The organism is Rheinheimera sp. (assembly GCF_030690345.1).
GTDB lineage: Bacteria > Pseudomonadota > Gammaproteobacteria > Enterobacterales > Alteromonadaceae > Alishewanella.
This window is the reverse complement of the sequence record NZ_JAUYGV010000009.1, coordinates 160,558-184,605: the sequence shown is the minus strand read 5'-3', so window position 1 is coordinate 184,605 and position 24,048 is coordinate 160,558. Positions and strand designations below refer to the sequence as shown.

Annotated in this window: 20 protein-coding genes; 17 read left to right on the top strand and 3 right to left on the bottom strand. The window is 49.8% G+C overall.

All coding sequences use genetic code 11. The features are described from left to right. Positions 1-147 precede the first annotated feature (147 nt). The 13 genes from Q8O77_RS19175 to Q8O77_RS19115 all read left to right on the top strand — a co-directional run bounded on the left by Q8O77_RS19175 (position 148) and on the right by Q8O77_RS19115 (position 12,879). Entirely contained in the window at positions 148-747 is a 600-nt protein-coding gene (locus Q8O77_RS19175; RefSeq protein WP_305557064.1) for a DUF6448 family protein, read from the top strand. Positions 748-987: 240 nt separating this feature from the next. Further along, positions 988-1,458, top strand: a complete 471-nt coding sequence (locus tag Q8O77_RS19170; protein ID WP_019677826.1) for a hypothetical protein — start codon at positions 988-990, stop codon at positions 1,456-1,458. A gap of 636 nt (positions 1,459-2,094) precedes the next feature. After that, a complete protein-coding gene (locus tag Q8O77_RS19165; protein WP_004393990.1) occupies positions 2,095-2,703 on the top strand; it encodes a TetR/AcrR family transcriptional regulator in 609 nt (202 codons plus the stop codon). Then, positions 2,700-3,851 (top strand): efflux RND transporter periplasmic adaptor subunit, encoded by a 1,152-nt coding sequence (locus Q8O77_RS19160; RefSeq protein ID WP_016236501.1) that lies wholly within the window; start codon positions 2,700-2,702, stop codon positions 3,849-3,851. The genes Q8O77_RS19165 and Q8O77_RS19160 overlap by 4 nt, the downstream gene beginning before the upstream one ends. After that, positions 3,848-5,053, top strand: coding sequence for an ABC transporter permease (locus Q8O77_RS19155; RefSeq protein ID WP_019677825.1), 1,206 nt, complete (start codon positions 3,848-3,850; stop codon positions 5,051-5,053). Before Q8O77_RS19160 ends, Q8O77_RS19155 begins: the two co-directional genes overlap by 4 nt. Position 5,054: 1 nt before the next feature. Beyond that, positions 5,055-5,765 (top strand): ABC transporter ATP-binding protein, encoded by a 711-nt coding sequence (locus Q8O77_RS19150; RefSeq protein WP_019677824.1) that lies wholly within the window; start codon positions 5,055-5,057, stop codon positions 5,763-5,765. A 28-nt stretch (positions 5,766-5,793) separates the two neighbouring features. Continuing rightward, positions 5,794-6,267, top strand: coding sequence for a cytochrome c (locus tag Q8O77_RS19145; protein WP_003056106.1), 474 nt, complete (start codon positions 5,794-5,796; stop codon positions 6,265-6,267). Next, positions 6,254-7,741: an efflux transporter outer membrane subunit gene (locus Q8O77_RS19140; RefSeq protein WP_011784757.1), complete on the top strand. Its 1,488-nt coding sequence runs from the start codon at positions 6,254-6,256 to the stop codon at positions 7,739-7,741. Before Q8O77_RS19145 ends, Q8O77_RS19140 begins: the two co-directional genes overlap by 14 nt. A 129-nt stretch (positions 7,742-7,870) precedes the next feature. Then, on the top strand, positions 7,871-8,431 hold the full coding sequence (locus Q8O77_RS19135; protein WP_019677822.1) for a recombinase family protein: 561 nt from the start codon (positions 7,871-7,873) through the stop codon (positions 8,429-8,431). Positions 8,432-8,433: 2 nt separating this feature from the next. Beyond that, positions 8,434-11,403, top strand: coding sequence for a Tn3 family transposase (locus Q8O77_RS19130; protein ID WP_019677821.1), 2,970 nt, complete (start codon positions 8,434-8,436; stop codon positions 11,401-11,403). Between the two features lie 119 nt (positions 11,404-11,522). Continuing rightward, positions 11,523-11,900 (top strand): hypothetical protein, encoded by a 378-nt coding sequence (locus tag Q8O77_RS19125; RefSeq protein ID WP_019677820.1) that lies wholly within the window; start codon positions 11,523-11,525, stop codon positions 11,898-11,900. A 126-nt stretch (positions 11,901-12,026) separates the two neighbouring features. Further along, positions 12,027-12,173, top strand: coding sequence for a hypothetical protein (locus tag Q8O77_RS19120; RefSeq protein WP_019677819.1), 147 nt, complete (start codon positions 12,027-12,029; stop codon positions 12,171-12,173). 40 nt (positions 12,174-12,213) lie between these two features. Next, positions 12,214-12,879 carry a hypothetical protein gene (locus Q8O77_RS19115; protein WP_019677818.1) on the top strand — a complete coding sequence of 222 codons (666 nt, stop codon included), beginning with the start codon at positions 12,214-12,216 and terminating at the stop codon, positions 12,877-12,879. A 439-nt stretch (positions 12,880-13,318) separates the two neighbouring features. Here Q8O77_RS19115 and Q8O77_RS19110 read toward each other — a convergent pair whose 3' ends face one another. From Q8O77_RS19110 to Q8O77_RS19100, 3 genes are read right to left on the bottom strand one after another with little or no spacing between them, the layout of a single operon-like run. After that, positions 13,319-15,517, bottom strand: coding sequence for a DEAD/DEAH box helicase (locus tag Q8O77_RS19110; RefSeq protein ID WP_019677469.1), 2,199 nt, complete (start codon positions 15,515-15,517; stop codon positions 13,319-13,321). Further along, a complete protein-coding gene (locus tag Q8O77_RS19105) occupies positions 15,514-16,824 on the bottom strand; it encodes an ATP-binding protein (protein WP_019677468.1) in 1,311 nt (436 codons plus the stop codon). The genes Q8O77_RS19110 and Q8O77_RS19105 overlap by 4 nt, the downstream gene beginning before the upstream one ends. Beyond that, positions 16,825-19,101: a TerB N-terminal domain-containing protein gene (locus tag Q8O77_RS19100; protein WP_019677467.1), complete on the bottom strand. Its 2,277-nt coding sequence runs from the start codon at positions 19,099-19,101 to the stop codon at positions 16,825-16,827. It lies immediately after the preceding gene. 363 nt (positions 19,102-19,464) lie between these two features. Here Q8O77_RS19100 and Q8O77_RS19095 point away from each other — a divergent pair, with 363 nt between their 5' ends. From Q8O77_RS19095 to Q8O77_RS19080, 4 genes are all read left to right on the top strand, one after another. Continuing rightward, positions 19,465-20,007, top strand: coding sequence for a recombinase family protein (locus tag Q8O77_RS19095; RefSeq protein ID WP_019677466.1), 543 nt, complete (start codon positions 19,465-19,467; stop codon positions 20,005-20,007). Positions 20,008-20,373: 366 nt separating this feature from the next. Continuing rightward, positions 20,374-21,597, top strand: a complete 1,224-nt coding sequence (locus Q8O77_RS19090) for an ABC-three component system protein (RefSeq protein ID WP_019677465.1) — start codon at positions 20,374-20,376, stop codon at positions 21,595-21,597. Next, positions 21,594-22,082: a three component ABC system middle component gene (locus Q8O77_RS19085; RefSeq protein ID WP_019677464.1), complete on the top strand. Its 489-nt coding sequence runs from the start codon at positions 21,594-21,596 to the stop codon at positions 22,080-22,082. The genes Q8O77_RS19090 and Q8O77_RS19085 overlap by 4 nt, the downstream gene beginning before the upstream one ends. Continuing rightward, the gene (locus Q8O77_RS19080) at positions 22,079-24,025 is read left to right on the top strand and encodes a DUF3732 domain-containing protein (RefSeq protein WP_305557034.1); all 1,947 of its coding nucleotides are present in this window, start codon (positions 22,079-22,081) and stop codon (positions 24,023-24,025) included. The genes Q8O77_RS19085 and Q8O77_RS19080 overlap by 4 nt, the downstream gene beginning before the upstream one ends. Positions 24,026-24,048: the final 23 nt, after the last annotated feature.

Here is a 24,048-nt window from a genome sequence, read left to right as displayed (position 1 = left end):
TGAATTGTAGGTTTTTATTTCTAAACCATGGCATCGGTTCGGTTTCGTACTTGCGAACGATTCTTTGGCCTCCCTTCCGTACTCTGATTGCCAAGCGCCACCAAACCCGGTGCGCGTGAAGCTCAACGCAATATGAAGAGGTCATGTATGAAAACCAAATTACGCAAAACCGCTGTTCCCGCAGTGGCCGCAGCAATCTTCAGCCTGATGTTTGCCGGTAGCGCCCTAGCTCATTGTGATGCTCTGGACGGTCCCGTGATTACCGAAGCCCGTGCGGCACTGGAGTCAGGCAATGTTAAGCCCTTGCTCAAATGGGTGCCGGCAAAGGATGAGGCCGAAATCAAAAGGGTATTCGCCGATGTGCTCCAAGTCCGCGGGCAAAGCGAAACTGCGAAAAACATTGCCGATCAGCATCTGTTCTCGACGCTCGTTGAGGTTCATCGTGCCTCCGAAGGCGCACCCTTTACCGGCATCAAGCCTTCCGGACAGATTGATCCGGGTTTAATGGCGGCGGATGCGGCGTTGGAAAACGGGCAAATTGATCGCCTCGTGGCAAATATAACCCGCAAGATCGAGAACGGTATTCGTGAGCGTTATCATGAGGCTCAGCGTGCAAGGGCCATGGCTGATCAAAGCGGCGATAAGGGGCGTGCCTTTGTCGCTGACTACGTCAATTACATGCACTATATAGAGGGCGTGCATGGCGCTGCTGGAGGGCAGGGGCACCAGGGGCACCAGGGGCACTAATTCCTATCTTCACGCAGACGCAAAGCAGGCTGACGGCCTGCTTTGCCGTTGTATTCATTTCCAGTTTCGCCTTCGGCTGAATTTTCAGAGGACTACAACGCTACAAATACGCTTGGATGAAGATACAAAACCAATGTACTTATTGATCGAGAACAGTATTTGCTCAGCGGCGTACTATAAGATGTCGATATACGAGCAAATGTTGGTTAAATCGTAAATTGTTTTATTCGGGAAATGAATATGAAAAAGATACTTTATATCGTAGCGTTTATTGGAGCTTTGAATACTTTACAGTTTTCAATTGTGAAGGCACAAGAGCATGAGCATGACGCTCAAACTCACAAGCTTGAATTAGCGTTGAATCACGGTAAAAGATGGACTATTGATGAGAGTCTGCACATCGGGATGACGAGCCTCAAACGTGAAATAGAAATAAACTTAGAAGCGATTCATAATAATCAGTTTTCTACTACTCAATATCAAGAATTGGCGCGAAGCTTAAATGACCATTTAAATTTTATATTCAAAAACTGCAAACTAGAACCGCAGGCAGACGCTCAGCTCCATATCCTCCTTGCGAAAATAATGCGCGGTGTAGAGCAAATGAAGTCAGCTCATAATCAAAAGCAAGGTGTTGTTCTTATCATTCAGTCATTAGATGAGTATCCCGCTTATTTTGAAGACTCAGACTGGCAACCTTTAACACATTGAACTTTGAAATGTTTGAAACTGCTGAAAACTGGATTGATTTCGATTTTGCATTTCTAACATATTTGAAAGCCACATCTGTAACACGTGCAAAACAAGGAAAATAATCGACTGAGAAGGGGGAAGTGCTGTGAGAACATTGCATGGCGCACCCGACAGGAGTCGAACCTGTGGCCTCTGCCTCCGGAGGGCAGTCACGGGTTCGGTGGTAAATCGTTAAACCTAGGCATGGTAAGGGGTTAAGCGGTGTTGTGGCTTTTTATTTTGCGTCGAAATCGACACTTTTGAGACCGTTTAATGACAAAATTGGTCACAGAATACCGACGCCGAAATTTCAATTTTTGACCTTTGCCTCGCGACAAAAAATTCTGAACCTTCGAAAAAACCTGAGTTTTTAGGTGGAAAAAATTCCACCATTTTTGAGCGATTCTGAAAGTTTCTGAGAGGGATTGTAACCTTTACCTGAGGGGGAAAAGTAGTTTTTAATGATTATAGTTGGGGACGTCTCAGAAAACGGAAAATAAAGCACGTTAAGCCCATTGCAGACTCTAGATATTGACGAGTACGTCGGGTTTTCTCTTGTTTGAGTTGCCTCTTGTGGTAAGATAGCAATCAATTACTATCTTACAAGGAGTGCTCGTGGACACCCATCCAAAGCATCTGCCGGCCGATGAACGTCGTGCCGTAACTGTCGAGTCCGTCGTGGCGCTTGCCGGTTCGCAAAACCCAAGCGAGATAACCACTGCGGCTATCGCTAAACACATGAACTTGACCCAGGGTGCGCTGTTTCGGCACTTCCCGAACAAGGAAGCCATTTGGCAGGCGGTCATGGAGTGGGTAGCAGAGCGCCTATTAGCCAGAATCGATCGATCCGCACAAGGAATCGAGTCGCCCTTGGCAGCCATGGAGGCGATGTTCATGAGTCATATCGAATTCGTAGCTGAGCACCCAGGCGTGCCAAGAATGATGTTTGGTGAGCTTCAGCGTGCCGAATCGACACCGGCCAAGCGCATGGTGCAAACCTTGATTCAGCGCTACGGCGAACGTTTGCATCGTCTCATCGAGAAAGGCAAGGCCAGCGGCGAGTTGTCTCCCTCGCTTGACAACGAGGCGGCGGCAACGCTGTTCATTGGCACGATCCAGGGCTTGGTCATGCAATCGCTGTTAGCGGGTGATGTGGGACGTATGCACCGCGATGCGCCGCGCGTCTTTGCAATTTATCGGCGTGGCATAAGGAGTGCGCAATGAAAAAGTTACCCTTGCAAGGCCGCACCCTGGCACTGCTTGCCGTCATCATTCCTTTGCTGGTGCTTTTTATTTATGTCGGTCTGCGATCAGGGCCGCTCGCCCCGGTCGCTGTGACGGTGGCAAGCGTGGAATCACGGGCTATCACACCGGCGCTGTTCGGCATCGGCACGGTGGAGGCGCGCTACACCTACAAGATCGGGCCGACGTTTGCCGGGCGCGTCAAACGCCTGGAGGTGCATGTAGGCGACCAGGTCAAGGCCGGACAGGTGCTCGGCGAGATGGAGCCGGTCGACCTTGATGATCGGGTGCGCTCACAGGAGTCTGTATTCAAGCGGGCGGAAGCGGCTTTGCGCGAGGCAGAAGCCCGGCAAGCCTACGCGCAAACCCAGGCGCGCCGCTATGAGCAATTGTTTGCGGTGCGCTCGACCAGCGAGGAAATCGTCACCACCAAGCGGCAGGAACTGCAGATCGCCGATGCCGCCCTATCCGCCGCTCGGGAAGATATTGCCCGGGCACGCTCCGACCGCGAAGCACTCGTCGCGCAGCGGAGCAATCTGCGCCTGATCGCGCCGGTCGACGGTGTAGTCGCCGTGCGCGATGCCGATCCCGGCACGACCATCGTCGCGGGCCAGGCCGTGGTGGAAGTGATCGACCCCAAGAGTTTGTGGATCAATGTGCGCTTCGACCAGATCAGCGCATCGGGGCTGGCTGGGGGGCTGCCGGCTCATATCGTCCTGCGTTCGCGTGGTGGCCAGACCTTGAAAGGTCGCGTGCTGCGGGTGGAACCCAAGGCCGACGCGGTAACCGAGGAAACGCTTGCCAAGGTGACATTCGATAACAAACCAGAACCTTTGCCACCAGTGGGTGAACTGGCCGAAGTCACGGTTGACTTGCCGGCGCTCCCGGCCGCTCCACTGATCCCCAACGCTGCCGTCCAGCGTGAAGGCGATAAAGTTGGTGTCTGGCAAATCGTGGATGGTGATCTGCATTTCTCCCCGGTCAAGCTCGGCACTTCCGACCTCAATGGTTACGTGCAGGTGCGCGAAGGGCTCAAGAATGGGGACCAGGTTGTGACCTATAGCGAAAAGGCACTGACGGCGCGCAGCCGCATCCATGTGGTCGAGCATATCCCGGGAGTTTCACGATGATCAGCCTGGCCGGCCGCGACATTCTCCATGCCTGGGGGAAATTCGTCTTCACCGGCATCGGTCTGGGTCTGCTGATCGGCGTCACCCTAGTCATGGCTGGGGTGTACCGAGGCATGGTGGACGACGGCAAGGCGTTGCTCGACAACAGTGGCGCTGACCTTTGGGTGGTGCAAAAAGATACTCTGGGTCCTTATGCGGAGTCGTCCAGCCTCAACGATGACGTGTATCGCGCCATTCTCGCCATGCCGGGAGTCTCACAGGCAGCGAACGCGACCTACCTGACCATGCAGGTACGCAAGGGCGAGAGTGATGTACGCACCATGGTGGTCGGCATCGCGCCCGGTGCGTTGGGGGCTACACCCGGATGGCCTCCTTATCTCGTCGCTGGACGCCAGATCACGCGCGGTCACTACGAGGCTGTGGCCGACATCGCCACCGGCTTCAAACTGGGAGATCGTCTTGCCATTCGCCGCAATCATTACACCGTCGTGGGGCTGACACGGCGCATGGTGTCGTCCAGCGGCGACCCGATGGTATTCATTCCGCTCAAAGATGCCCAGGAGGCCCAGTTCCTCAAGGACAACGATGCCATCTGGCAAAGCCGGCGTCGCACCGAAGCCAACCCGGTCTTCAATCGACCCGGTGATCCAGGTTTGCTGGATGCCGTGATTGCTTCACAGAGCAGCAACGCGTTCGTCAATGCCGTGCTGGTCACTCTGAAACCTGGTCATGCGCCGGACGAGGTTGCCGAATCCATCCAGCGCTGGAAGCGTTTGACGGTCTACACCCGGGCACAGATGGAAGACATCCTCGTCGGCAAGCTGATCGCCACCTCGGCCAAGCAGATCGGCATGTTCCTTGTGATTCTGGCCATCGTTAGCGCGGCCATCGTTGCCTTCATCATCTATTCGCTGACGATGGACAAAATCCGTGAGATCGCGGTGTTGAAGCTCATCGGTACACGCAACCGAACCATCGCCGCGATGATCATGCAGCAGGCGCTCGCCCTGGGCGTGATTGGCTTCGTGGTCGGCAAGATCACAGCCACCTTTTCAGCACCGGCTTTTCCAAAATATGTCCTGCTCACGCCAATGGATTCTGTCGCCGGTTTTTTTGCCGTGCTCGTGATCTGCGTTCTAGCTAGCCTCGTCGCCATTCGCATGGCACTCAAGGTCAATCCGGCCGAAGCCATTGGAGGTTGAGATGAGTGGCAAAGGGATACACATCGAAAGTTTAAGCAAGCGGTATGGCGATGGTGACACCGCTGTCTTTGCCTTGAGAGACGTGAATATGCATGTTGCGCCTGGTGAAGTGGTGGGACTGATCGGCCCTTCCGGGTCCGGCAAGAGCACGCTGCTCAAGTGTCTGGGTGCGGTGATCGATCCGACCGCCGGTCGCATGACGCTGGGCGATGAAGTGATCTACGCCGATGGCTGGAAAGTCCGCGACCTGCGCGCCTTACGGCGTGACAAGATCGGTTTCGTTTTCCAGGCGCCGTACCTGATTCCGTTTCTCGATGTCACCGACAACGTGGCGCTGCTGCCGATGCTTGCAGGCGTCGCGAATGGAGAGTCGCGCGCGAAGGCACTGGAATTGCTCACAGCGCTTGATGTGCAACACCGAGCTCGCGCAATGCCCTCGCAACTCTCCGGTGGCGAGCAGCAACGGGTCGCCATCGCGCGCGGACTGGTCAATCGTCCGCCGGTGATCCTGGCCGATGAACCCACTGCGCCGCTGGATTCCGAGCGCGCCATGGCTGTAATCCGCATCCTCAACGACATGGCCCGGAAGTTCGAGACCGCCATCATCGTCGTCACCCATGACGAAAAGATCATCCCCACATTCAAGCGCATCTACCACATCCGCGACGGCGTGACCCATGAGGAAGCTGGCGAAGGGCGGGAGTTCGAATGAGAGAACGATTGAATTACAGGAGAATTTCATGACCCACCGCAAACACAGCCACGCATTTGGAACTATCACCCTGACCGTTACGGCCTGCCTGCTTTTATGGGGTTTTCAGTTGCCAGCTTGGGCTGGTGACGCTACCCAGGTTGAGCCACTGGCGCTACGCAAGATCATGCAGGAACTCGGGCGCAACATGCAGGCTATTACCGGTGCGATTTCGCAGGAGGAATGGGTTCAGGTCGTTCAGCTCGCCCCAAAAGTTGCTGCACACCCCGAGCCACCGCTTACTGAAAAAATGCGCATCCTTGCTTACCTCGGCGCTGATGCGACCAAGTTCAGAAACTTTGACGCGCAGACTCACGAGGCGGCGCTGGCCATGAAGCTGGCTGCTGCGAGCAGCGACGGCAAGGCGGTGATCCAATCATTCGCCCACGTGCAGGAAAGCTGCTTGGGCTGCCACCAAGCTTTCCGTAAACCTTTCGTGGAGCATTTTTATGGAGCACGCTAAAACATGCCAGCGCCCCATCAGCCTCGAAAGACGGCTTGCGGCAACTTACCTGGTAGCTGGTCTGGTCACCGCCGGTCTGGCCGGCTGCGCCGCCGGCCCTGATTTTCAGCGTCCCACCGCACCCGATGTGGCTCGCTACACTGCAACACCGGTAGCTGATAGAACCGTGTCCGCTCCCACGCAGTTCGGCGAAACACAACGTCTAGTCGAAGGGCTTCCGATCGAAACGCAATGGTGGCAAAGCTTGGGTTCATCCGCACTCGACGGACTGATAAACGAAGCTTTCCATGTCAGCCCGACGCTGGCGAGCATCAGCGCCAATTTGCGACAGGCGCAGGAGCTTCTTGCCGCACAGGCGGGCTCGACGCAATATCCACAGGTAGATGTCGCACTGGGATCTCAGCGCCAGCAAATGAGTCCCAGTAGCCAAGGGTTGAGCGGAGACGCACGTCAATTCAGCCTCTACAACGCCAGCGTTGGCGTGCATTACAACCTCGATCTGGCTGGCGGCAACCGGCGCGCACTCGAAGCCTTGGCTGCTCGCGCCGACTACCGTCGCTTCGAACTGAATGCTGCGCGCCTGGCCCTTGCCGGCAACATGGCAACCGCTGCCATTACCCGAGCACGCCTCGCCGCGCAACTAGAAGCCACTACTGCCATTTTGCGCGTGCAGGATGAGCAACTGCGCCTAGCCCATGAACGCGTGCGTATCGGTCAGGCCTCACCTGATGAAGCGTTGAGCCTACAAGCTCAGGCGGAGCAAACGCGGGCAGAACTGCCTGCGCTGCGTAAACAACTGCAACAAACCGAACATCTACTGGCGGTGCTAGCCGGTCGTGCCCCAGGCACGGGTGGCATCCCGGCCTTCACTCTGGCCGATTTCACTCTACCCGTCGAGATGCCGCTCGTCGTGCCCTCAGAACTGGTGCGCCGCCGACCGGATATCCAGGCGTCAGAGGCGCTGTTGCATGCGGCCAATGCAGACTATGGTGTGGCTGTCGCCAAGCTCTACCCACAGATCAACCTGAGCGCCAACCTTGGTTCTCAGGCGCTGACCACCGGTGCTCTGTTCGGTGGTGGCTCGGCAGTGTGGGGCCTGGTTGCGCAGCTCACCCAGCCTCTTTTTAATCCAGGGCTACCCGCTGAAAAAAGAGCGGCGCTCGCCGCTTTTGATGCCGCCGTAGCCAATTACCAGAGCGTCGTATTGGAGTCTTTGCGTAACGTCGCCGACACCCTGCGCGCGGTGGAAAGCGATGCACAAACTTTGACTGCTCTCGCTGCCGCTGATATGGCTGCACAGGCCTCCTTGCAGTCGGTCGAGCGGCAATACCGGCTGGGCGCGGCCAGCTACCTGCAACTGCTCATCGCGCAGCAACAGGCACAGTCAATCCGGATCAATATGGTTGCGGTCCAGGCACAACGCCTAGTCGATAGTGTTGCTTTATATCAGGCCCTGGGAGGTGGTGTCAGTTAAGACTACACCCTAACCAGGCGTCAGGCATTGAGTGGTACATGCGTCAGAATAGGGTGGTATATAGAAATAGTTGACGTTTGTTGCGAGGGGTCTTAGAGTTCTCTTGACACTTCGACGGGGGAGCGGGTTTTGAAAGGTCAGCGCATCGGTTATATCCGAGTCAGCAGTCTTGATCAAAATCCGGAACGCCAGCTTGAGCAGGTCGCGGTTGATCGGGTGTTCACGGACAAAGCGTCCGGCAAGGATACCCAACGACCCGAGTTGGATCGACTGATCACCTTTGTCCGCGAAGGCGATACCGTCGTCGTCCATAGCATGGACCGTCTCGCGCGCAACCTTGACGACCTGCGTCGCCTGGTCCACACGTTGACCCAACGGGGTGTCCGCATCGAATTCATCAAAGAAAGCCTGACTTTCACCGGCGAAGCGTCGCCGATGGCCAACCTCATGCTTTCCGTCATGGGCGCATTTGCCGAGTTCGAGCGTGCATTGATACGCGAGCGGCAGCGCGAAGGCATCGCACTGGCTCGAAAGCGTGGAGCGTATCGCGGTCGCAAGAAAGCCCTCTCTCCCGAAAAGATCGTCGAACTCCGGCAGCGCGTTGCAAACAGTGAACAAAAGGCGGCGCTGGCCCGTGAATTCGGCATCAGCCGCGAGACGCTGTACCAATACCTGAAAACGGTTGACTGACTATGCCCCGCCGTCGCCTATTGACCGCCGCTGAGCGGGATAGCTTGCTCTCGTTTCCAGAGACGGACGACACGCTCATCCAACACTACACTTTCTCCGAATCGGACTTGTCGGCGATTCGGCAGCGGCGTGGCCCGCACAACCGATTCGGTTTCGCGGTCCAGTTATGTTATCTGCGCTATCCCGGTATCGCGCTACCCACCAATGCCGAGCCACCAGCCTCCTTATTAACGCTCATCGGCCAGCAGTTGAGCATTGGGCCTGAGATTTGGCCGCGCTACGCCAAGAGGCCTGAAACGCGACGGGAGCATCTGGTCGAATTGCAGGCCTGGTTGAACCTGTCTTCGCTCAGCGGCGATGACTACCGGCGGTTTATTGACTCCATTGTCGACCTGGCCCAACAAACGGATCGCGGCATCGTTCTGGCTGAAGCGCTGGTCAAGTTGCTTAGACAACAACGCATCATTTTGCCGCCGCTGGATGTCATCGAACGCATGTGCAGCGAAGCGCTCACGCGAGGCACCCGACTCGTGTATGAAACGTTAACCGCGCTATTGACCAATCAGCATCGCCGCGCCTTCGAGCAGTTGCTGGCGATTCGCAAGGATATGTCGAGTAGTGCACTCGTCTGGCTGCGCCAGTCTCCCGGACCACCGAGGCCCAAACATATTCTGTTCCACCTCCAACGATTACAGACCGTGCGCGAGCTCAACCTCCCGGTTGGGCTTGAACATACCATCCACCAGAACCGTCTGCTGAAGCTCGCCCGTGAAGGCGGGCAAATGACCGCCCAGCACTTGCGGGACCTTGAATCGAGCCGTCGCTACGCCACACTAGTGGCAATCATACTCGATACACGAGCCACGCTGATTGACGAGATCATTGACCTACATGATCGCTTTATGGGCTCGCTGTTCAGCAAGGCCAAGCGTACACATGCTGAGCGCTTCCAGCGCTCCGGCAAGGAAATTAATAATAAGGTACGTCTGTACTCGCGTGTTGGGCGCGCACTGCTCGATGCCAAACAGACCGGAAGCGATCCGTATGCCGCCATTGAGGCGATCATGCCATGGGAGGTATTCAGTGCAAGCATCACCGAAGCGGAAAAGCTGGCCCAGTCAGAAGACTTCGATTACCTCGCTTTAATTGGTAGTGGCTTCAACTCGCTGCGGCGTTACACGCCGACGCTTCTGGATGCACTGGATATGAAGGCCGCACCGGCGGCGCGCGAGTTACACGCCGGGATCGAGCTGCTAAAGAACATGAATCAGCACCAGTCTCGTAAAGTGCCGGATGACGCCCCGACTGGCTTTATCCGCAAGCGCTGGGAAAGTCTGGTGTACACACCGGACGGAATTGACCGACGCTTCTATGAACTGTGCGTGCTATCCGAGCTCAAAAATGCGCTACGTTCCGGGGACATCTGGGTCCAGGATTCGCGGCAGTTTAAGGATTTCGAGGATTACCTGTTGCCGCCGACACGGTTCGAGGGTCAGCGTGAAGATCGAAAGCTCGGATTGGCGGTTGAAACGAATTGCGATAACTACTTGGAATCGCGATTGGCAACGCTGGACCAGGAGTTGATCACCGTAGAACGCCTGGCCTTCGCCGACCAGTTACCCGATGCAGGTATCTCACCCTCGGGCCGCCTAAGAATCACGCCATTGGACAACGCCGTGCCTGATGCGGCGGAAGCGCTGATGCAACAGGCCTATAGTCGGTTGCCGCACTTGAAGATCACCGAACTGTTGTTGGAAGTCGATAACTGGACGGGCTTCACGCAACACTTCACTCACCTCAAAAGCGGCGCAACCGCTGGGGATCGACAGCTACTACTCACGACGATCCTGGCTGATGCGATCAACCTGGGGCTATCCAAGATGGCTGAGTCCTGCCCTGGCACCACCTACGCTAAGCTGACGTGGCTCCAGGCGTGGCACATACGCGATGAAACGTATTCAGCGGGATTGGGGAGCCTGGTCAACGCTCATTCTCGCCAATCGTTCGCCGCATACTGGGGTGATGGCACCACGTCATCATCGGATGGCCAGAACTTCAAAGCCGGCGGTCGCGGTCAATTTGCTGGCCATGTAAATTTGAAATACGGTCAGGAGCCGGGCGTACAGTTCTACACGCATATCTCGGACCAGTACGCGCCGTTTCATTCCAAGGTCATTAACGCCACTGTTCGCGATGCCACTCATGTTCTGGATGGTTTGCTGTACCACGAGTCCGACCTTCGGATAGAGGAGCACTATACGGACACGGCTGGCTTTACCGATCATGTGTTCGCCTTGATGCACTTGCTTGGGTACCGCTTCGCCCCGCGTATTCGTGATTTAGCCGACCGTCGTCTGTACATAAATGGTGACACAAAACAGTATCCGACACTCGCAGGCCTAATCGGCGGTCGCATCAACGTAAAACACATTCGGACGCATTGGGACGAAATCCTTCGTTTGGCGGCATCGATTAAGCAGGGCACTGTCACCGCATCACTGATGCTGCGCAAGCTCGGGAGCTATCCGCGTCAGAATGGCCTCGCGATCGCATTGCGCGAGCTGGGCCGCATTGAGCGAACATTATTCGCACTCGACTGGATGCAAAACGTCGAACTGCGTCGCCGCGTGCAGGTTGGTTTGAATAAGGGCGAGGCTAAGAACGCGCTGGCTCGTGCCGTCTTCCTGAACCGGCTCGGTGAACTCCGCGATCGCAGTTACGAGAATCAACGCTACCGTGCAAGCGGACTCAATCTCGTCGTCAGCGCTATTATCCTTTGGAATACGGTTTATATGGAGCGGGCGGTTCAAGCACTGCGCGAAGACGGCCGGGATATCGACGAGACGCTTCTGCGGCATCTTTCTCCCTTGGGCTGGGAGCACATCAACCTGACCGGCGACTATATCTGGCAGCAGGACAAACAGGTCGAACAAGGAAAGTACCGATCGTTACGAACACTGCAGAGGTCTTAGCGTACGATTTTTTCCGTTTCGTGAGCTGACCCCTGATAGCGGCCTAGCTCTGTACAGCAATAATATAGTCAGCTAGAGTAATCGTTATATTATTAACGCTTACTCTGGGGTAGGATTACATGGCAAAACCTACGTCGACCAAAATTAGTGTTGCAGATTTGGAGTTTGTTATTGAGTATCTGCTCGTATTGTCGCAATCAAAGCGTGCACTTCAAAACGATATTCCGCTCTATAGCAGCAAAAACCGCATTAAGCTTTATGAAGCAGCCATAAGAATTGAGCGGGCACTACTTGAAGAGCGTGATGAGGACTTTATAACAACTATTGATCATGTTTGTACCGATGTTGAAGGAATAATCACTACAACCATCCCTGTTGAAGACGTTCAGAAACTGAAAACAGCAATCAGACAAAAGCGTTATAAAAATAACGACTATAGGCGTTTGTATATGGAGTACCAGAGTACATTAGATTTCATGGCGAGAAGAAGCCAATAAGATGACGTAGGACTCTGGTGTTTGAAATTATCTTCAAATATCAATTTTTATCATTGAAGTATCAATTGTGAAGTTTTGCCTCGTTGTTAGCATTAGCTCTGACATTCACAACCACGGAGCAACACCATGACTAAGCAAAATAATCACAACTCTGATATGCCAAACGCAAACAAAGGCACATCAGGTACTAACAACACATATGCAAAAAATCAGGGGAACAGAGGTTGGCAAATGAACCCTCAGAACCCTCAAAATAGTGGCAAAAAGAAGTAATCGCGTACTGGGGGCTTTGCCCCCATTCTAAAGGGATGCTATGGACACAGAAATAAAGGGTAAAAACGCTAAGAAAAAGCCATTTAAGTGGACCCGGGAGCTGGTGAAAATGGCGTTGAGCGATGGCTGGACGCAACTCGACATTGCTGAACAATGTCGTACACAGCAATCGATCGTAAGTGCATGGAAAAGAGGTAGTAAACTAGGCTCAGAGGAGCAGTTGCTGCCGCTACTGAGTATTTATGGCCATAAATTAAGGCGTAATGCTTATAAAGTGTACTGGTCTTTAAATACGGAAACTCTAGAAAAAACCTTTTACCGGGTGGAAGGTAAGGTCATATTAGCGCAAGCATTTTGTGATCCAAGACGAGAGAAAAGCGGAAAAATTGTTAAAAGAATTCCTGAATATAAGTTGGTTGTCCATCATCAAGGTGCAGATAAATATCGAGTCGTTCATCAGAATCGAATCAAGTTTACAAGTTCTAAGCAAGAAATTGAGAACCATGTTGATGACGCAATCTGGAGTTCAGTTATTAATGAACAATTGGATTCAAAAGGTCTAATTAGCTTCATTGATAACTATGCTGAAGATAATTTAAAGAATTACCCTAGTGACACCCAAACGCTTCCTTTTCTTATAAGGCAGGCATTACTACATAATGGCGTGCCAGTTGACGGTGTGATTGAGTATCCGGCAGCCTGGTAGTATTATCATCAAACCCAATATAGGTTTGAGCACCTTTAAGCTCAATGTTGGGCATTAAGTCCTTAAATTGCGCACCTAAAATCAGGTAGCCCCGTGCTGAGCCATTTGCTCTCGCGGCGCGAAGCAATTTTGGTATTCATGAATGCGGCTTTGAATTAAAGCTAGGAGAAAGGGTGACTGATTATCCGAAACGCCTTCATGAAATTAGGGTATGGGGTGGGGCAACACCCAAGCCGTCAGGTATCTGGCCGCTTGGGTGTTATTACAAACCCTATAATCTTATTTAAGTGCGATATTAATAGAGTTAATAAGGTTTGTGCAGCCTTCAACCTCATTTACAGACAGCCCAATATAGCCTGACGCCGCATATAAAGAGAAGATATTAAGCAGCAGCTTGTGTTCTCTTTGAACAGCACTATTAACGTGTAATTTCACTTTTTCATTTTATAAAGTTGCAGTTAATCCAGTTTTTTGCACAAACTATATCAAACGCCTTCGCACCATATCCGAGAGAGATAATTTCTTCAGGCAAGAACTCGTCAAACTTATCTATTTTCTTCTCAAATACAGTGTGTGCAAGCTCTGTTGAGCTGGGGAGCTCTTTGATTGATAGGGACCGTAACGAATCCTCGACATCGCTTAAAGACGTTTTGCTGACTTCGATAACTCCCGCGTATACACCAGCTTCGTATCCATTAATAATAAGCAGTGCTGCTATCGTGTTGACGACTTTGTCACCACGCCATGTAAAGATGTATACGTCATTACCGTGTTGAAGCAATGAACTCTGCCGCAGCCCAGCCTCGTTAAAAAATGCCACGCTCTCCCTAAACAGCCCTCTAGCGTTAGCATCAGCAAAGTCTATTTGCTGGTCAGCAACAGCTATTCGGTAATCGCCATCACTCAGAATTTTAAACATCTCCTGGCGTACAACGTCATGTACCGACATACCACTACCGCCGAACTTTGGAGGCTTTCCTCCTTTTGCATGTTCAACATAAATAGTCTTTTTGTCGCTGTCGATATCTTTGACTATCCACCTTTTTCCGCCAAAAATGATGTGCTGGCCAACGAGTACCAATGAGTCGATAGGCAACGTACCCAGCGTTTTGGTACCACTGACAATCCTGAATTCTTCTGGGGTTTTGAACACGGCATAGAATGTGTAATGCCCAGTAATTCGTTCACCTAACACGCCTAACACTAACTCTCCACTACCAAGCTGAGTAATCAATTCTGAGCTTCCCATATGCAGCAGAACAGCCTTGTAGTCTGCGGGAGAAACGTTTTGGAAAGGCCCTTCTTTGCAGAGCAGGTTGTACAACTGATCCGCTCTAACGCCTCCCCACTGTGCAATTACCGCGAGGATTTGATGTAGTAGTGTCGAAAAGTGATAGAGCGATGTATCGGCCGGCTCATACCACTTACTGCTGATAAGCAGCCTTATCATTGCAAGAGACTGTATTAACTCTAAACGCAACTTATCAATAGGGTTTGAATCTTTAGTCAGCTCGTCTTCAGCAATCAACATCCTGAGAATTGAGGCGCCACCTCGGCGTCCTGAGCGCCCCATTCTTTGGCGAAGACTCGAAACAGAGTGAGGGGCAGTAACTTGGATAACGGAATGCACTTTCCCTATATCAATACCGAGTTCCAAGGTCATGGTGCATACCGCGGTTGTTGGATATTGTTCTTGCTGAAGACGCTTTTCGAGGCTTTCTCTAAGTTCTTTGGAGAGCGAACCATGGTGAGGGAAAAATTCATTCGGTACATATTGTTGGTCACACATGTCGCTTAACGTCGCCGCTATGCTTTCCGTTCTATTGCGGCTGTTGGCAAAGACAAGGTGGTTTCCACCGCGGCAAAATTTTAAGAGATCCTGGCAAATTTTGTATTCAGCATTGGTGGGATCTTCTACATCTACCTGCGTAGGATTAATGTAGCCTTTGACCTGGACTTTAAGTGTCGAGACAGAATTTGAGTCTCTAATAATTTTGCACGGTAACGATTGGTTTGGGCGCAGAGCCAAAGGGACTTTCTCTATTTCACCAAGCGTAGCGCTTAACGCCACCCTTGGAATGGGGGACTTTAATCTTCCTAAAAGATGTTCAAGCCTGTGGAGCAATGAGAGCAAATGGTGCCCACGCTCCGAGCCTAAAAAGGCATGGAACTCGTCAATGACAACGTATTTTAGATGAGAAAAAGCCGATTTAACCCAGCCGGCATCACGAATGAGTAGCGACTCAAGTGACTCAGGGGTGATTAAAACAATACCAGCAGGAGAGGTTTTCAGCCTATTTTTTTTGCTTTGTGGACTATCTCCATGCCAAGGTGTTACCGGCATATCAAGTAAGTCTGATAAGCTTTCCAAACGCCGGTCTTGGTCGTTTATTAGGGCTTTGAGTGGGCTGATATATAGAATACCAACCCCTTCCTGTTGTTCTGCAATAGCACTTATTGCAGGGAGAAAAAACGCCTCGGTCTTCCCCGCAGCAGTTGATGCACTGATTAAGACATCCGTTTTTGCAGATAAAATAGGCTCAATAGCAAGGCTTTGAATTTCTCTGAGGCCGGACCAGCCTTGCTGAAAAATCCAACGTTGAACTCTGACATCAAGCCTCTCATGGTCATCCCTCATAGCTTAAAGTCAGCCAGATCATCCTCAGTGTCTTCGATATCGAGCTCAACATCAGAAGGTTTTTCTTCTTCAATAGATACAGACGCGACGAGGCTATTCCAAGCTATGCTCGGATTCTGATCGATGACCGCAATCATATCTAAAAATGCCTTAATTGTGTTTCTGGGCGTTCTGAAATATGCATCACCGATAGTTTGGCTACAGTGTTTCAGAAACGCCTTTAACGATTCATCAGGAACAAGATACTTACTTTCATCACCTTCAGCGTAAACGTGACGCAAGTTCTTCAGCAGGATATAGAGCTCTTCTGGTGTTAAACTCGCCAGATGTAATGCAGGGGAAGAGTAATCGATAACACCGGCTTGTTTAGCAAAGGTGTTGCCAGCAAGCCTGGACTGTAAAGCCTCATAGCTATAGAGGCCTTTCCTGGGATCAAGAAGGAATTCGGGAGTACCACCAAGCAAGAAACCTAAATGCTCCGCAGTTCCTTGAAGACAGTCATTCAGGATACGTAAAATCTGTTCGTAGTTCGATGTTCTTGCTGTGGTGTTGTTAAGTTTGTACAGGTTTACCATCTCGTCAAGGTTTACTAATAATCCCTGATAGCCGGCTTGTAGAACAAACAAACTCATCAACTTGAGCGAGTCATAAAATGATGCATCAGAGATGATGGTTCTTACACCGAGGTCGTTGCGAGCATCGGTTTTAGTGGAGTATTCGGCGCGAAGCCATTTAATTGCATTTGATTTAAGGGTCTCGTTATCCGCTTCATGACCGGTCCAATAGGCCTCGATAACCTTGGCAAAATCATAGCCACCTACAAGCTCTGATAAAGACGCTAACTTTTCATGAATGACGGTATTGATGCTCTTACCTGTGCTATCGGCTTCCATCCGGGCTTCAGTAATAAACTTCTCGACGACACTTGTAAGAGCATTACCGTCAGGCTTATTACGCGTAGACATATTACGCATCAGCTCTGAATAAAGGTTTCTTGCCTGGCCGGCCGAGGCGTGGATCCGCCTGTCAGGTGATAGGTCTGCGTTTACGGTAACCAGCTTTCTTTCCAGCGCAATAGCTCTGACAACGCTCAAGAAAAAAGTTTTACCAGATCCATATTCCCCAATGATAAGCCTGAAGGCAGAACCTCCATCGGATATCCGTTCAATATCTTGGATCATGGCTTTGAGTTCATTAACCCGGCCCACCTGAATATGTTGGATCCCGACTTTGGGTGTCACACCTGATTTCAGTGACTGGATAATTGCGTCTCTTTCTTTTGCTCTAATTTTCTTAGCAATCATCATTTATCCTTTTAACTCTTCAACAATTTCGAGATCAACATAGATGTCACCATCGTCATCTAACACCGGTGCATCAACTTTTTCATACGCCCAATTGTTGATAGTTTCGATTGCACCATCAACCATTAAATTAAATTTGCTACATAGCTCGTGCACTTCTTTACGCGGCCAAATCGTTTTAGTTATCAATTCATCAAACAACGCTTTATGAGACATATCAAGGCTATCTTGCTGAGAGGATGAAGCAATTATTTGCTCTGATTCAGGCTCATCATCCACTGCAAAAATACTTTCTAACATTAATTTTGCGTCACTGGTATCACTCTCATGCATTGCCAAAATGTCTTCATCCAACTGAAACACATCTTTGGTTTTGCTTATATCTTGCTGCGGTGATAGCGGGCCATTTTGGGTCGTGGTCAGGTGATGAATATCGCTCGCTACGAGTGATTTATCCAACCCCAAGGATGTGTAAAGCTTTTCAATTTGTTTTATTTCGTGAGCATCTACCTTACCGTCTGCAAGGGCAATTGATATGATAAATTTCTTTAGGAACTGAATCTGAGTCTCGTTTAATTGCTCTATTCTAGCGCTCAATCCCGCTGTGTTAGCAGGGCTATTTAAGCGCCACGTCAGATAAGCAGATAATGAATTCTTTTCAGTTGGTGACAACTTATCATCATGCTCGATAATTCTTCGTAGTGCTCGCTCTTCGTCAAGTGCTATAACACCATCAATAGCAGCCACCATTGCGCCGAGTCTTAAGGCAAGCATTACCTCATGGAACGCAGGAGTAGACTCAAAGAACGCTCCATGGCCCAGTGAAAACAATACGATATTTCCGTCAGATTTGAATTTGGTCAGGTGAAAACGTTGGTCTGGTGCAATACCTATATCCGCCTTCGCAGCGAGATTAGTAAGCAGATCAATCTCCTTTTTGTTGAGGTTTTTTGGTAACGGCATACCAGTGTGAGACCAAAATTCTTTAACAGTTGTCAGCCCTTTTTGATCAGCAATAATTTGCTCAGCCCATTGCTTGAAAGAACCAATTACGGGAGAGCCAGACTCGTTCGCCAGCTCTTTGGGCAACAGCATTAATGCAGCGATATCATGCTTGGAAGTATCGGCTTTGCCTAAGTATCGGCTATAGCTATTTAACTCTTCAGTGCATTGCTCAGCGATTGGTATGAGTTTGTTCAGGGGCGCTTTAAGTACGCTGGGATCGGGTAAATCTTCTAAATTCAAGTCAACACTATGTATGCCGTTGCTTGCAGCATGGTAGGACAGCGTGAGTTTAGTTTTGTTGGGTTTTACCAGTATTCCGTCACCAAATTTGTCTCTAAACCTTATTTTAAATAGTCTCCTGAACTCGTCTTCGCACCTTCTAGCAGGCGTTTTCAGAGAGTATTCGAGTGTGTTTTTCAGCCAGTCTAGTGCCAGATCAGCGTTAACAGGTTGGCTATTAGCAATGGCGGTTGCCAGCTTAACTTTGAATGACAATCCATTGTTCGTCTCTGGAATATCTTTTGCCCTATGCTCAAGTAAAGCCGGCCTTAATAGAGTCATCAACTCCAGAAAGTTTGCCGAATATCCCCTGAAAGAACGGTTAGCATTGAACACGCTATTAAGGCGTAAAACCTCGTCAAATATGCCGAGGAACTCATGATCTGAGACCGTGTTATTTGTTTTGTTCTCAATAATGCGTCTTTCGAACCCATAAAAGTATATGAATACATAGCCAACAGGTGTCGTTGGGTCAGAACGGTCCGACGCTAAAAAATCAAGGTAGGCCCCTCTGCAACCTTTTGAAAGGGTTGCATAACTTGGCCAGTAACCGAGTGACTCATCAGTGTATAAATCTGAGCCGGATTTGAATGATTTAGTTAATGCCTGGCGCTTCTCATCGACGAGTGAAGGCTCAACACCATAGCCCGAGAGGGAGTTCAACACCCCACCGAAATAAAACAGACCTCTCGGCATTTGTCTTCCACTAATGGTTAGATGTTCATCATCTGCAACCCAACGACCTTTTTGTGTGTTAGATGATTTCTCCGCTTCTCTTCCATAACTTGAGTAGACCGTGAATGTTGCGAATTCATCATCTCGTGCACTGTCAGACTCAGAATTGACTGACGAACGAGCATTAGTTGAATAGTTATTGTTGCTATATGTTTTGACTGGTTTTCTGGTGTTGGTGCGAACGGAAGACTTTGATGTTGGTTTTCCAGCCCCGAGTTTATAGAGAAAATAAATAACAATTGCACCTATAATGAATTCCATTTTCTTGTCCTTATGGTGGCCGTGAATTTTTGTTGTGTCCAAATTAGGGCTTAAATTCCCTAAGAAAACAACTAAAAAAGATCTAAATCTTCTATCAGATTTTACCTTAACTGGCAATTTGACAACCTGGATGCAATAGCTGCCTGTAGAGACATTTGAACAAGTTGTACATTCTTGCTACCCAAGGTATTTTCGCTATAAAAGCGAGTAGAATGGACTTTTTGAATTACACCGTTCTCGATTAGTGTCTATTCATTTATAAGTTAGTGGACACCCAGAATCCCTCCTTCTAAACTGTCTATTAAATCGTTAAAAGCCTATATACGAGACATATTGTCTACATATCGATTTAGGAGACAGATTATGCGCCTTTTCGGTTATGCTCGCGTATCAACCAGCCAACAATCCCTCGACAACCAGGTGAATACCTTGTTGGAAAATGGTGTAGAGCCACATCGAGTCTTCGTGGACAAAGCCTCTGGCAGTCATCTCGAGCGGGATGGACTGAAGACGTTAATGATTAAAGTGGAAAAAGGTGATGTGGTTCTGGTCAAGAAGCTAGACCGACTGGGCCGGGACACATCAGACATGATTCAACTGGTTAAAGAGTTTGATAAAAATGGAGTCGCGATCCGTTTCTTGGATGACGGGATTAGTACCGAAGGTGAGATGGGGAAAATGGTTGTTACAATACTGTCAGCCGTTGCTCAAGCTGAACGCCATCGTATTTTGGAGCGCACTAATGAAGGCCGTCAGGAAGCTAAAGCAAAAGGGGTTAAGTTTGGCAGGAAGCCAAAAATTGACTCAATGAAGGTTCTACAGATGAGGGCGGAAGGCAAATCTGCGATTGAAATATCACGTGAGCTTTTAATTGGTCGCTCCACCGTTTACAAAATATGTAAGTGATTATTAAATCTTACTTTTATCCTCACTCTGACAAGTATTCAGTCAATTGCAATGTGTGAACAGGGTTAGCATACAGCTTGCTAGCAACATACCCAAAATAAGAACTAGACAAATGTAATGAAATAGTTGATTTTATTCAATCATCTCCAGCATGCATTTAATGGTCAGACAGACCGTGTGCGGATGCGAGTTAAATGGAATTGCCAAGCTAATAATAGGGATAAGAAATGGGCGAATACGGAGTTCCAGTCTATTGTCGTAATTCAGATATATTATCTGCTGAAAGCCTAAAATGTTGTTATCGGAGAGTAAGTTCCGGTAACGGCTATTATTCTTCGTCATTCACCTCGCAGCGGGATTGAACTGATGACAGGAAAAAACACTGATAAATTTTCAGCTGGCGAACAAGGCTTAGGGTACATTTATCAAATACGTCTCGCGCTATTACAATTGCTTCAATATCCAGAGGATACTGCGGTACATCTGGAGAAGGATGACGACCTCGACTTCATCGATGATAAAGGTGGTAAGTCGTTAGCATCATTAAAACATAAAGCGATCAACGATAGACTAACTGACCTCTCAACTGACTTCTGGAAGTCAGTCAATATTTGGTTGGCTCGGTACAAACGGGATGGGTGTGCTAAATCGAATCTACGATTCTTTTTATTCACTACGGGCTTAGTGTCATCTGACTCGTTTCTCACTCGATTTCTTCCCCATCAGGCGGTTACCACAGATGATATCAGGACGCTGACTGAGCTGGCGGATGCAGCGCTTGTCACTTCTGCATCAAAATTAATCACGCCGATTGCAGAGGCTTTCAATGAGCTTAACAGTCTCGAAAAACAGGACTTCCTCGAACGTATCCTGATCCTTGATAGTAGCCCACGCATCAGTGACATACCTGCACTTATAAAAGACAAACACATGAGGAGCATCCGCAGGGAGCATCGACCGTTTGTTTTCGAGCGACTGGAAGGATGGTGGACCGATGCAGTGATCCATCAATTGACTGGTGCCAATCCGGAAGGAATCTTCGGTTATGAGTTGTCGGATAAGCTTTCAAACATCGCAGAGGAATATAAGACTGATAATTTACCAATTACCTTCCGAGGAACGGCTCCTTCAGAAGAAATCAATACTGATACTGACCCCCGTCTGTTTGTCGCGCAATTACGCGAAATAGGAATCACTCCAAAGCGGATTAAGAATGCGATTTTGGACTACTACCGAGCGTTCTCACAACGATCGGCTTGGGCTAGAGAGAACTTGTTGGCATTGGGTGAAGTTGCAGAGTACGAGGATCGCTTAGTTGATGAATGGGAACGTTTCAAGGATTTTGCATATGAAAAGCTAGAAAACGATAGCCCTGAAGAAGCTCTGCGTGAAGCGGGTTCGAATCTCTATGCATGGGCTGAATTCGAGGCCGGTAACATTGAATCCCTGCGTATCCGTGCCCGGGTGACAGAGCCATATGTACTTCGAGGTAGTTTCCATATATTAGCTGATGGTTCGCCGAGCCCAAGAGTCTACTGGCATCCAAAATTCCTTGACCGTCTGAGCACGGTGCTAGGAGTTGAGTCATGAAGAGATGGGATCAGCGCCCGATTGAGATTCGCAACCTTTTCAACCCTGCATTCTGTGGATTGGTTTTGTTCCGCGCGCTGCACGGCTACGAGGAAGAGGATACCCGAGGTATGCCTTTCTCCCTAACACTGCTGATACTCCCGCTTTGTCTGCACAAGGACTCAAGGGAGGTTTTTGGCAGCAATCCTCGGAGCTATCTGCTCAAGACTGTGGAGAGAAACCAACAAATGATGGTTGGTTTAGCCGATCGAGTGACACAAATGATGCCCTTTGCTTTCGAAGCGTTTGGGCTGTTGATGGAAAAGAAGTGCATCATTGTCACAGAAGACGGCCGTATTAAAACGGTACCCAAGATGGTGCGTAAGACCGTCGACGGGACTGCTGAGAGTGTCGCTTGTCAGAAAGTGGCACGCATCATCGGAAAAGAATTCGCACGTATCGCTGACCGAGCAACTGTTTATACAACTTTTGGAATTCGACCATGAAGATTCGCTCTATCCATGTATACAGCCATGATGGCCAACGTCGTGACCTTAATTTTAAGGTAGATGGACTTAATGTTATAACTGGTCGCTCTTCCACAGGTAAATCAGCGCTTTCTGAGATCATAGAGTATTGCATGGGGCGCTCATCGTTTAACGTTCCGGAAGGCATTATCCGAGACAAGGTGGCCTGGTTTAGTGTGATCTATCAGTTCGATAGAGAACAGGTGCTAATTGCTAAGCCAACACCATACAGTGGAGGTGCAAGTTGCAGTACAGCAATGATTCGACGGGGTATTAAATTGCAGGTGCCTGCATTCGATGAGTTGATGGTAAATACTGATGACGATGGTGTCGTCGAACTGTTATCTAGGCTACTGGGCATTCCCGAGAACCGAACTCAGGTTGCGGTTGAACACAGCCGTAATAGTTTCGAGGCGAACATTAAACACACCCTCTATTACCTGTTTCAAAAGCAAGGGCTTGTTGCGAATAAAGATCAACTTTTCTACCGGCAGAGCGAGCAATATCAGCCACAGACAATCCGAGACACTCTGCCGATATTGCTAGGCGTGTCTTCGAGCAATCGTTATGAGTTGGAATCTAGGTTACGGATAGCCCAACGTGACCTGAGAATAAGTAACAAAAAGTTGGAGAAAGCCAACGACTTAGTCGATTCGTCGCATGAGCAAGTACTGAGCCTATACTCGGAAGCTAAGGCAGTAGGGATTATCAGGAGCTCCTTCGTGAGTTCTAATATTGATGACATTATCGAGGCATTCAGGTCTGCTCTTAACTGGATACCCGAAATAGTGCCGGGCGATGATAGCAGTCGTATTTCAATTTTGGAGGAGGAACTTGTTCAGTTGCGTCAAGATCGCAGAAATATTCAGGCGCGAACCGACGCCGCTCAGATATTTGCCAAAAGAGCAGGTGGTTATGAGAATGAAGCCGCTGAACAAATAAACCGACTTACCTCGATCAAGGCACTACCAAGGAACTCTGACAGTGGGGATTGGCAATGGCCTTTCAGTGAACAAAACTTAGCGCTTGAGTCCCCAATCGCAGTAGTTCTGCTCGCTGAGCTGGAATCCCTCGACAAAGAATTGCAAGTTGCAATTGGCCAACGTCCCAAACTCGAGGCCTATTTGACGGAGTTAAGAGTTAAGGTAGACGAGATAGTCAGCCTTATCCAGCTGAAAGAATCAGAGCTATGCGCGGCTATTGCCGCCAACGAAGTTATAGCCCAGATGGGTAGTCGGAACAATGCTGCGGCGCGAGTTGTCGGCCGTATCAGTCTGTTTTTAGAGACACTGTTGCCAAATGAGGATATAGCAAAACTAGAAGCCGAAAACCGCCGCCTCAACAATAAAGTCAAACAGCTCGAGGAGGAGATTGGCGCTGACGACAGTAATGAACGCCTCGACTCGATCCTTAACAGCATCTCAACTCAAGTCTCGCAGTACATTAAGAAATTCAACGCTGAGTTTGCTCCTTATCCGGCAAGATTTAACCTATCTCAGTTAACGATTATCTTTGATCGGCCTGAGCGCCCAGTGCCAATGAGCAGAACTGGGGGCGGTGAAAACCATCTTGCCTACCATTTGTCGGCTTTGCTGGCCATGCATGTATTTGCTGCGCAGAACAATTGCCCAATTCCACGCTTTATGCTGATCGACCAACCAACTCAAGTCTACTTTCCGTCTGAACAGGTATACAAAGATGCCGACGGTTCAGTACTGAACACAGAGAGGGATGCCGATCTAAATGCGGTGCGTCGGTTGTTCGAATTGTTACTTAAATATACGCAGGAGGACGTTCCAGGCTTCCAACTAATCATTACTGAGCATGCGAATCTGCGTGAGCAATGGTTCCAAGATTCTCTGGTTGAAGAACCATGGACGAAGCCACCAGCACTGGTTCCTGCTGATTGGCGAGACATGTAACTCCTATTCAGAAAACATAAAGA

What these genes read in the sequence shown, in the direction of transcription:
- Q8O77_RS19175 (WP_305557064.1), top strand. Translation starts at nt 148, where the DNA reads ATGAAAACCAAATTACGCAAAACCGCTGTTCCCGCAGTGGCCGCAGCA.
- Q8O77_RS19170 (WP_019677826.1), top strand. Translation starts at nt 988, where the DNA reads ATGAAAAAGATACTTTATATCGTAGCGTTTATTGGAGCTTTGAATACT.
- Q8O77_RS19160 (WP_016236501.1), top strand. Translation starts at nt 2,700, where the DNA reads ATGAAAAAGTTACCCTTGCAAGGCCGCACCCTGGCACTGCTTGCCGTC.
- Q8O77_RS19155 (WP_019677825.1), top strand. Translation starts at nt 3,848, where the DNA reads ATGATCAGCCTGGCCGGCCGCGACATTCTCCATGCCTGGGGGAAATTC.
- Q8O77_RS19150 (WP_019677824.1), top strand. Translation starts at nt 5,055, where the DNA reads ATGAGTGGCAAAGGGATACACATCGAAAGTTTAAGCAAGCGGTATGGC.
- Q8O77_RS19145 (WP_003056106.1), top strand. Translation starts at nt 5,794, where the DNA reads ATGACCCACCGCAAACACAGCCACGCATTTGGAACTATCACCCTGACC.
- Q8O77_RS19140 (WP_011784757.1), top strand. Translation starts at nt 6,254, where the DNA reads ATGGAGCACGCTAAAACATGCCAGCGCCCCATCAGCCTCGAAAGACGG.
- Q8O77_RS19130 (WP_019677821.1), top strand. Translation starts at nt 8,434, where the DNA reads ATGCCCCGCCGTCGCCTATTGACCGCCGCTGAGCGGGATAGCTTGCTC.
- Q8O77_RS19125 (WP_019677820.1), top strand. Translation starts at nt 11,523, where the DNA reads ATGGCAAAACCTACGTCGACCAAAATTAGTGTTGCAGATTTGGAGTTT.
- Q8O77_RS19120 (WP_019677819.1), top strand. Translation starts at nt 12,027, where the DNA reads ATGACTAAGCAAAATAATCACAACTCTGATATGCCAAACGCAAACAAA.
- Q8O77_RS19115 (WP_019677818.1), top strand. Translation starts at nt 12,214, where the DNA reads ATGGACACAGAAATAAAGGGTAAAAACGCTAAGAAAAAGCCATTTAAG.
- Q8O77_RS19110 (WP_019677469.1), bottom strand. Translation starts at nt 15,517, where the DNA reads ATGAGGGATGACCATGAGAGGCTTGATGTCAGAGTTCAACGTTGGATT.
- Q8O77_RS19105 (WP_019677468.1), bottom strand. Translation starts at nt 16,824, where the DNA reads ATGATGATTGCTAAGAAAATTAGAGCAAAAGAAAGAGACGCAATTATC.
- Q8O77_RS19100 (WP_019677467.1), bottom strand. Translation starts at nt 19,101, where the DNA reads ATGGAATTCATTATAGGTGCAATTGTTATTTATTTTCTCTATAAACTC.
- Q8O77_RS19095 (WP_019677466.1), top strand. Translation starts at nt 19,465, where the DNA reads ATGCGCCTTTTCGGTTATGCTCGCGTATCAACCAGCCAACAATCCCTC.
- Q8O77_RS19090 (WP_019677465.1), top strand. Translation starts at nt 20,374, where the DNA reads ATGACAGGAAAAAACACTGATAAATTTTCAGCTGGCGAACAAGGCTTA.
- Q8O77_RS19085 (WP_019677464.1), top strand. Translation starts at nt 21,594, where the DNA reads ATGAAGAGATGGGATCAGCGCCCGATTGAGATTCGCAACCTTTTCAAC.
- Q8O77_RS19080 (WP_305557034.1), top strand. Translation starts at nt 22,079, where the DNA reads ATGAAGATTCGCTCTATCCATGTATACAGCCATGATGGCCAACGTCGT.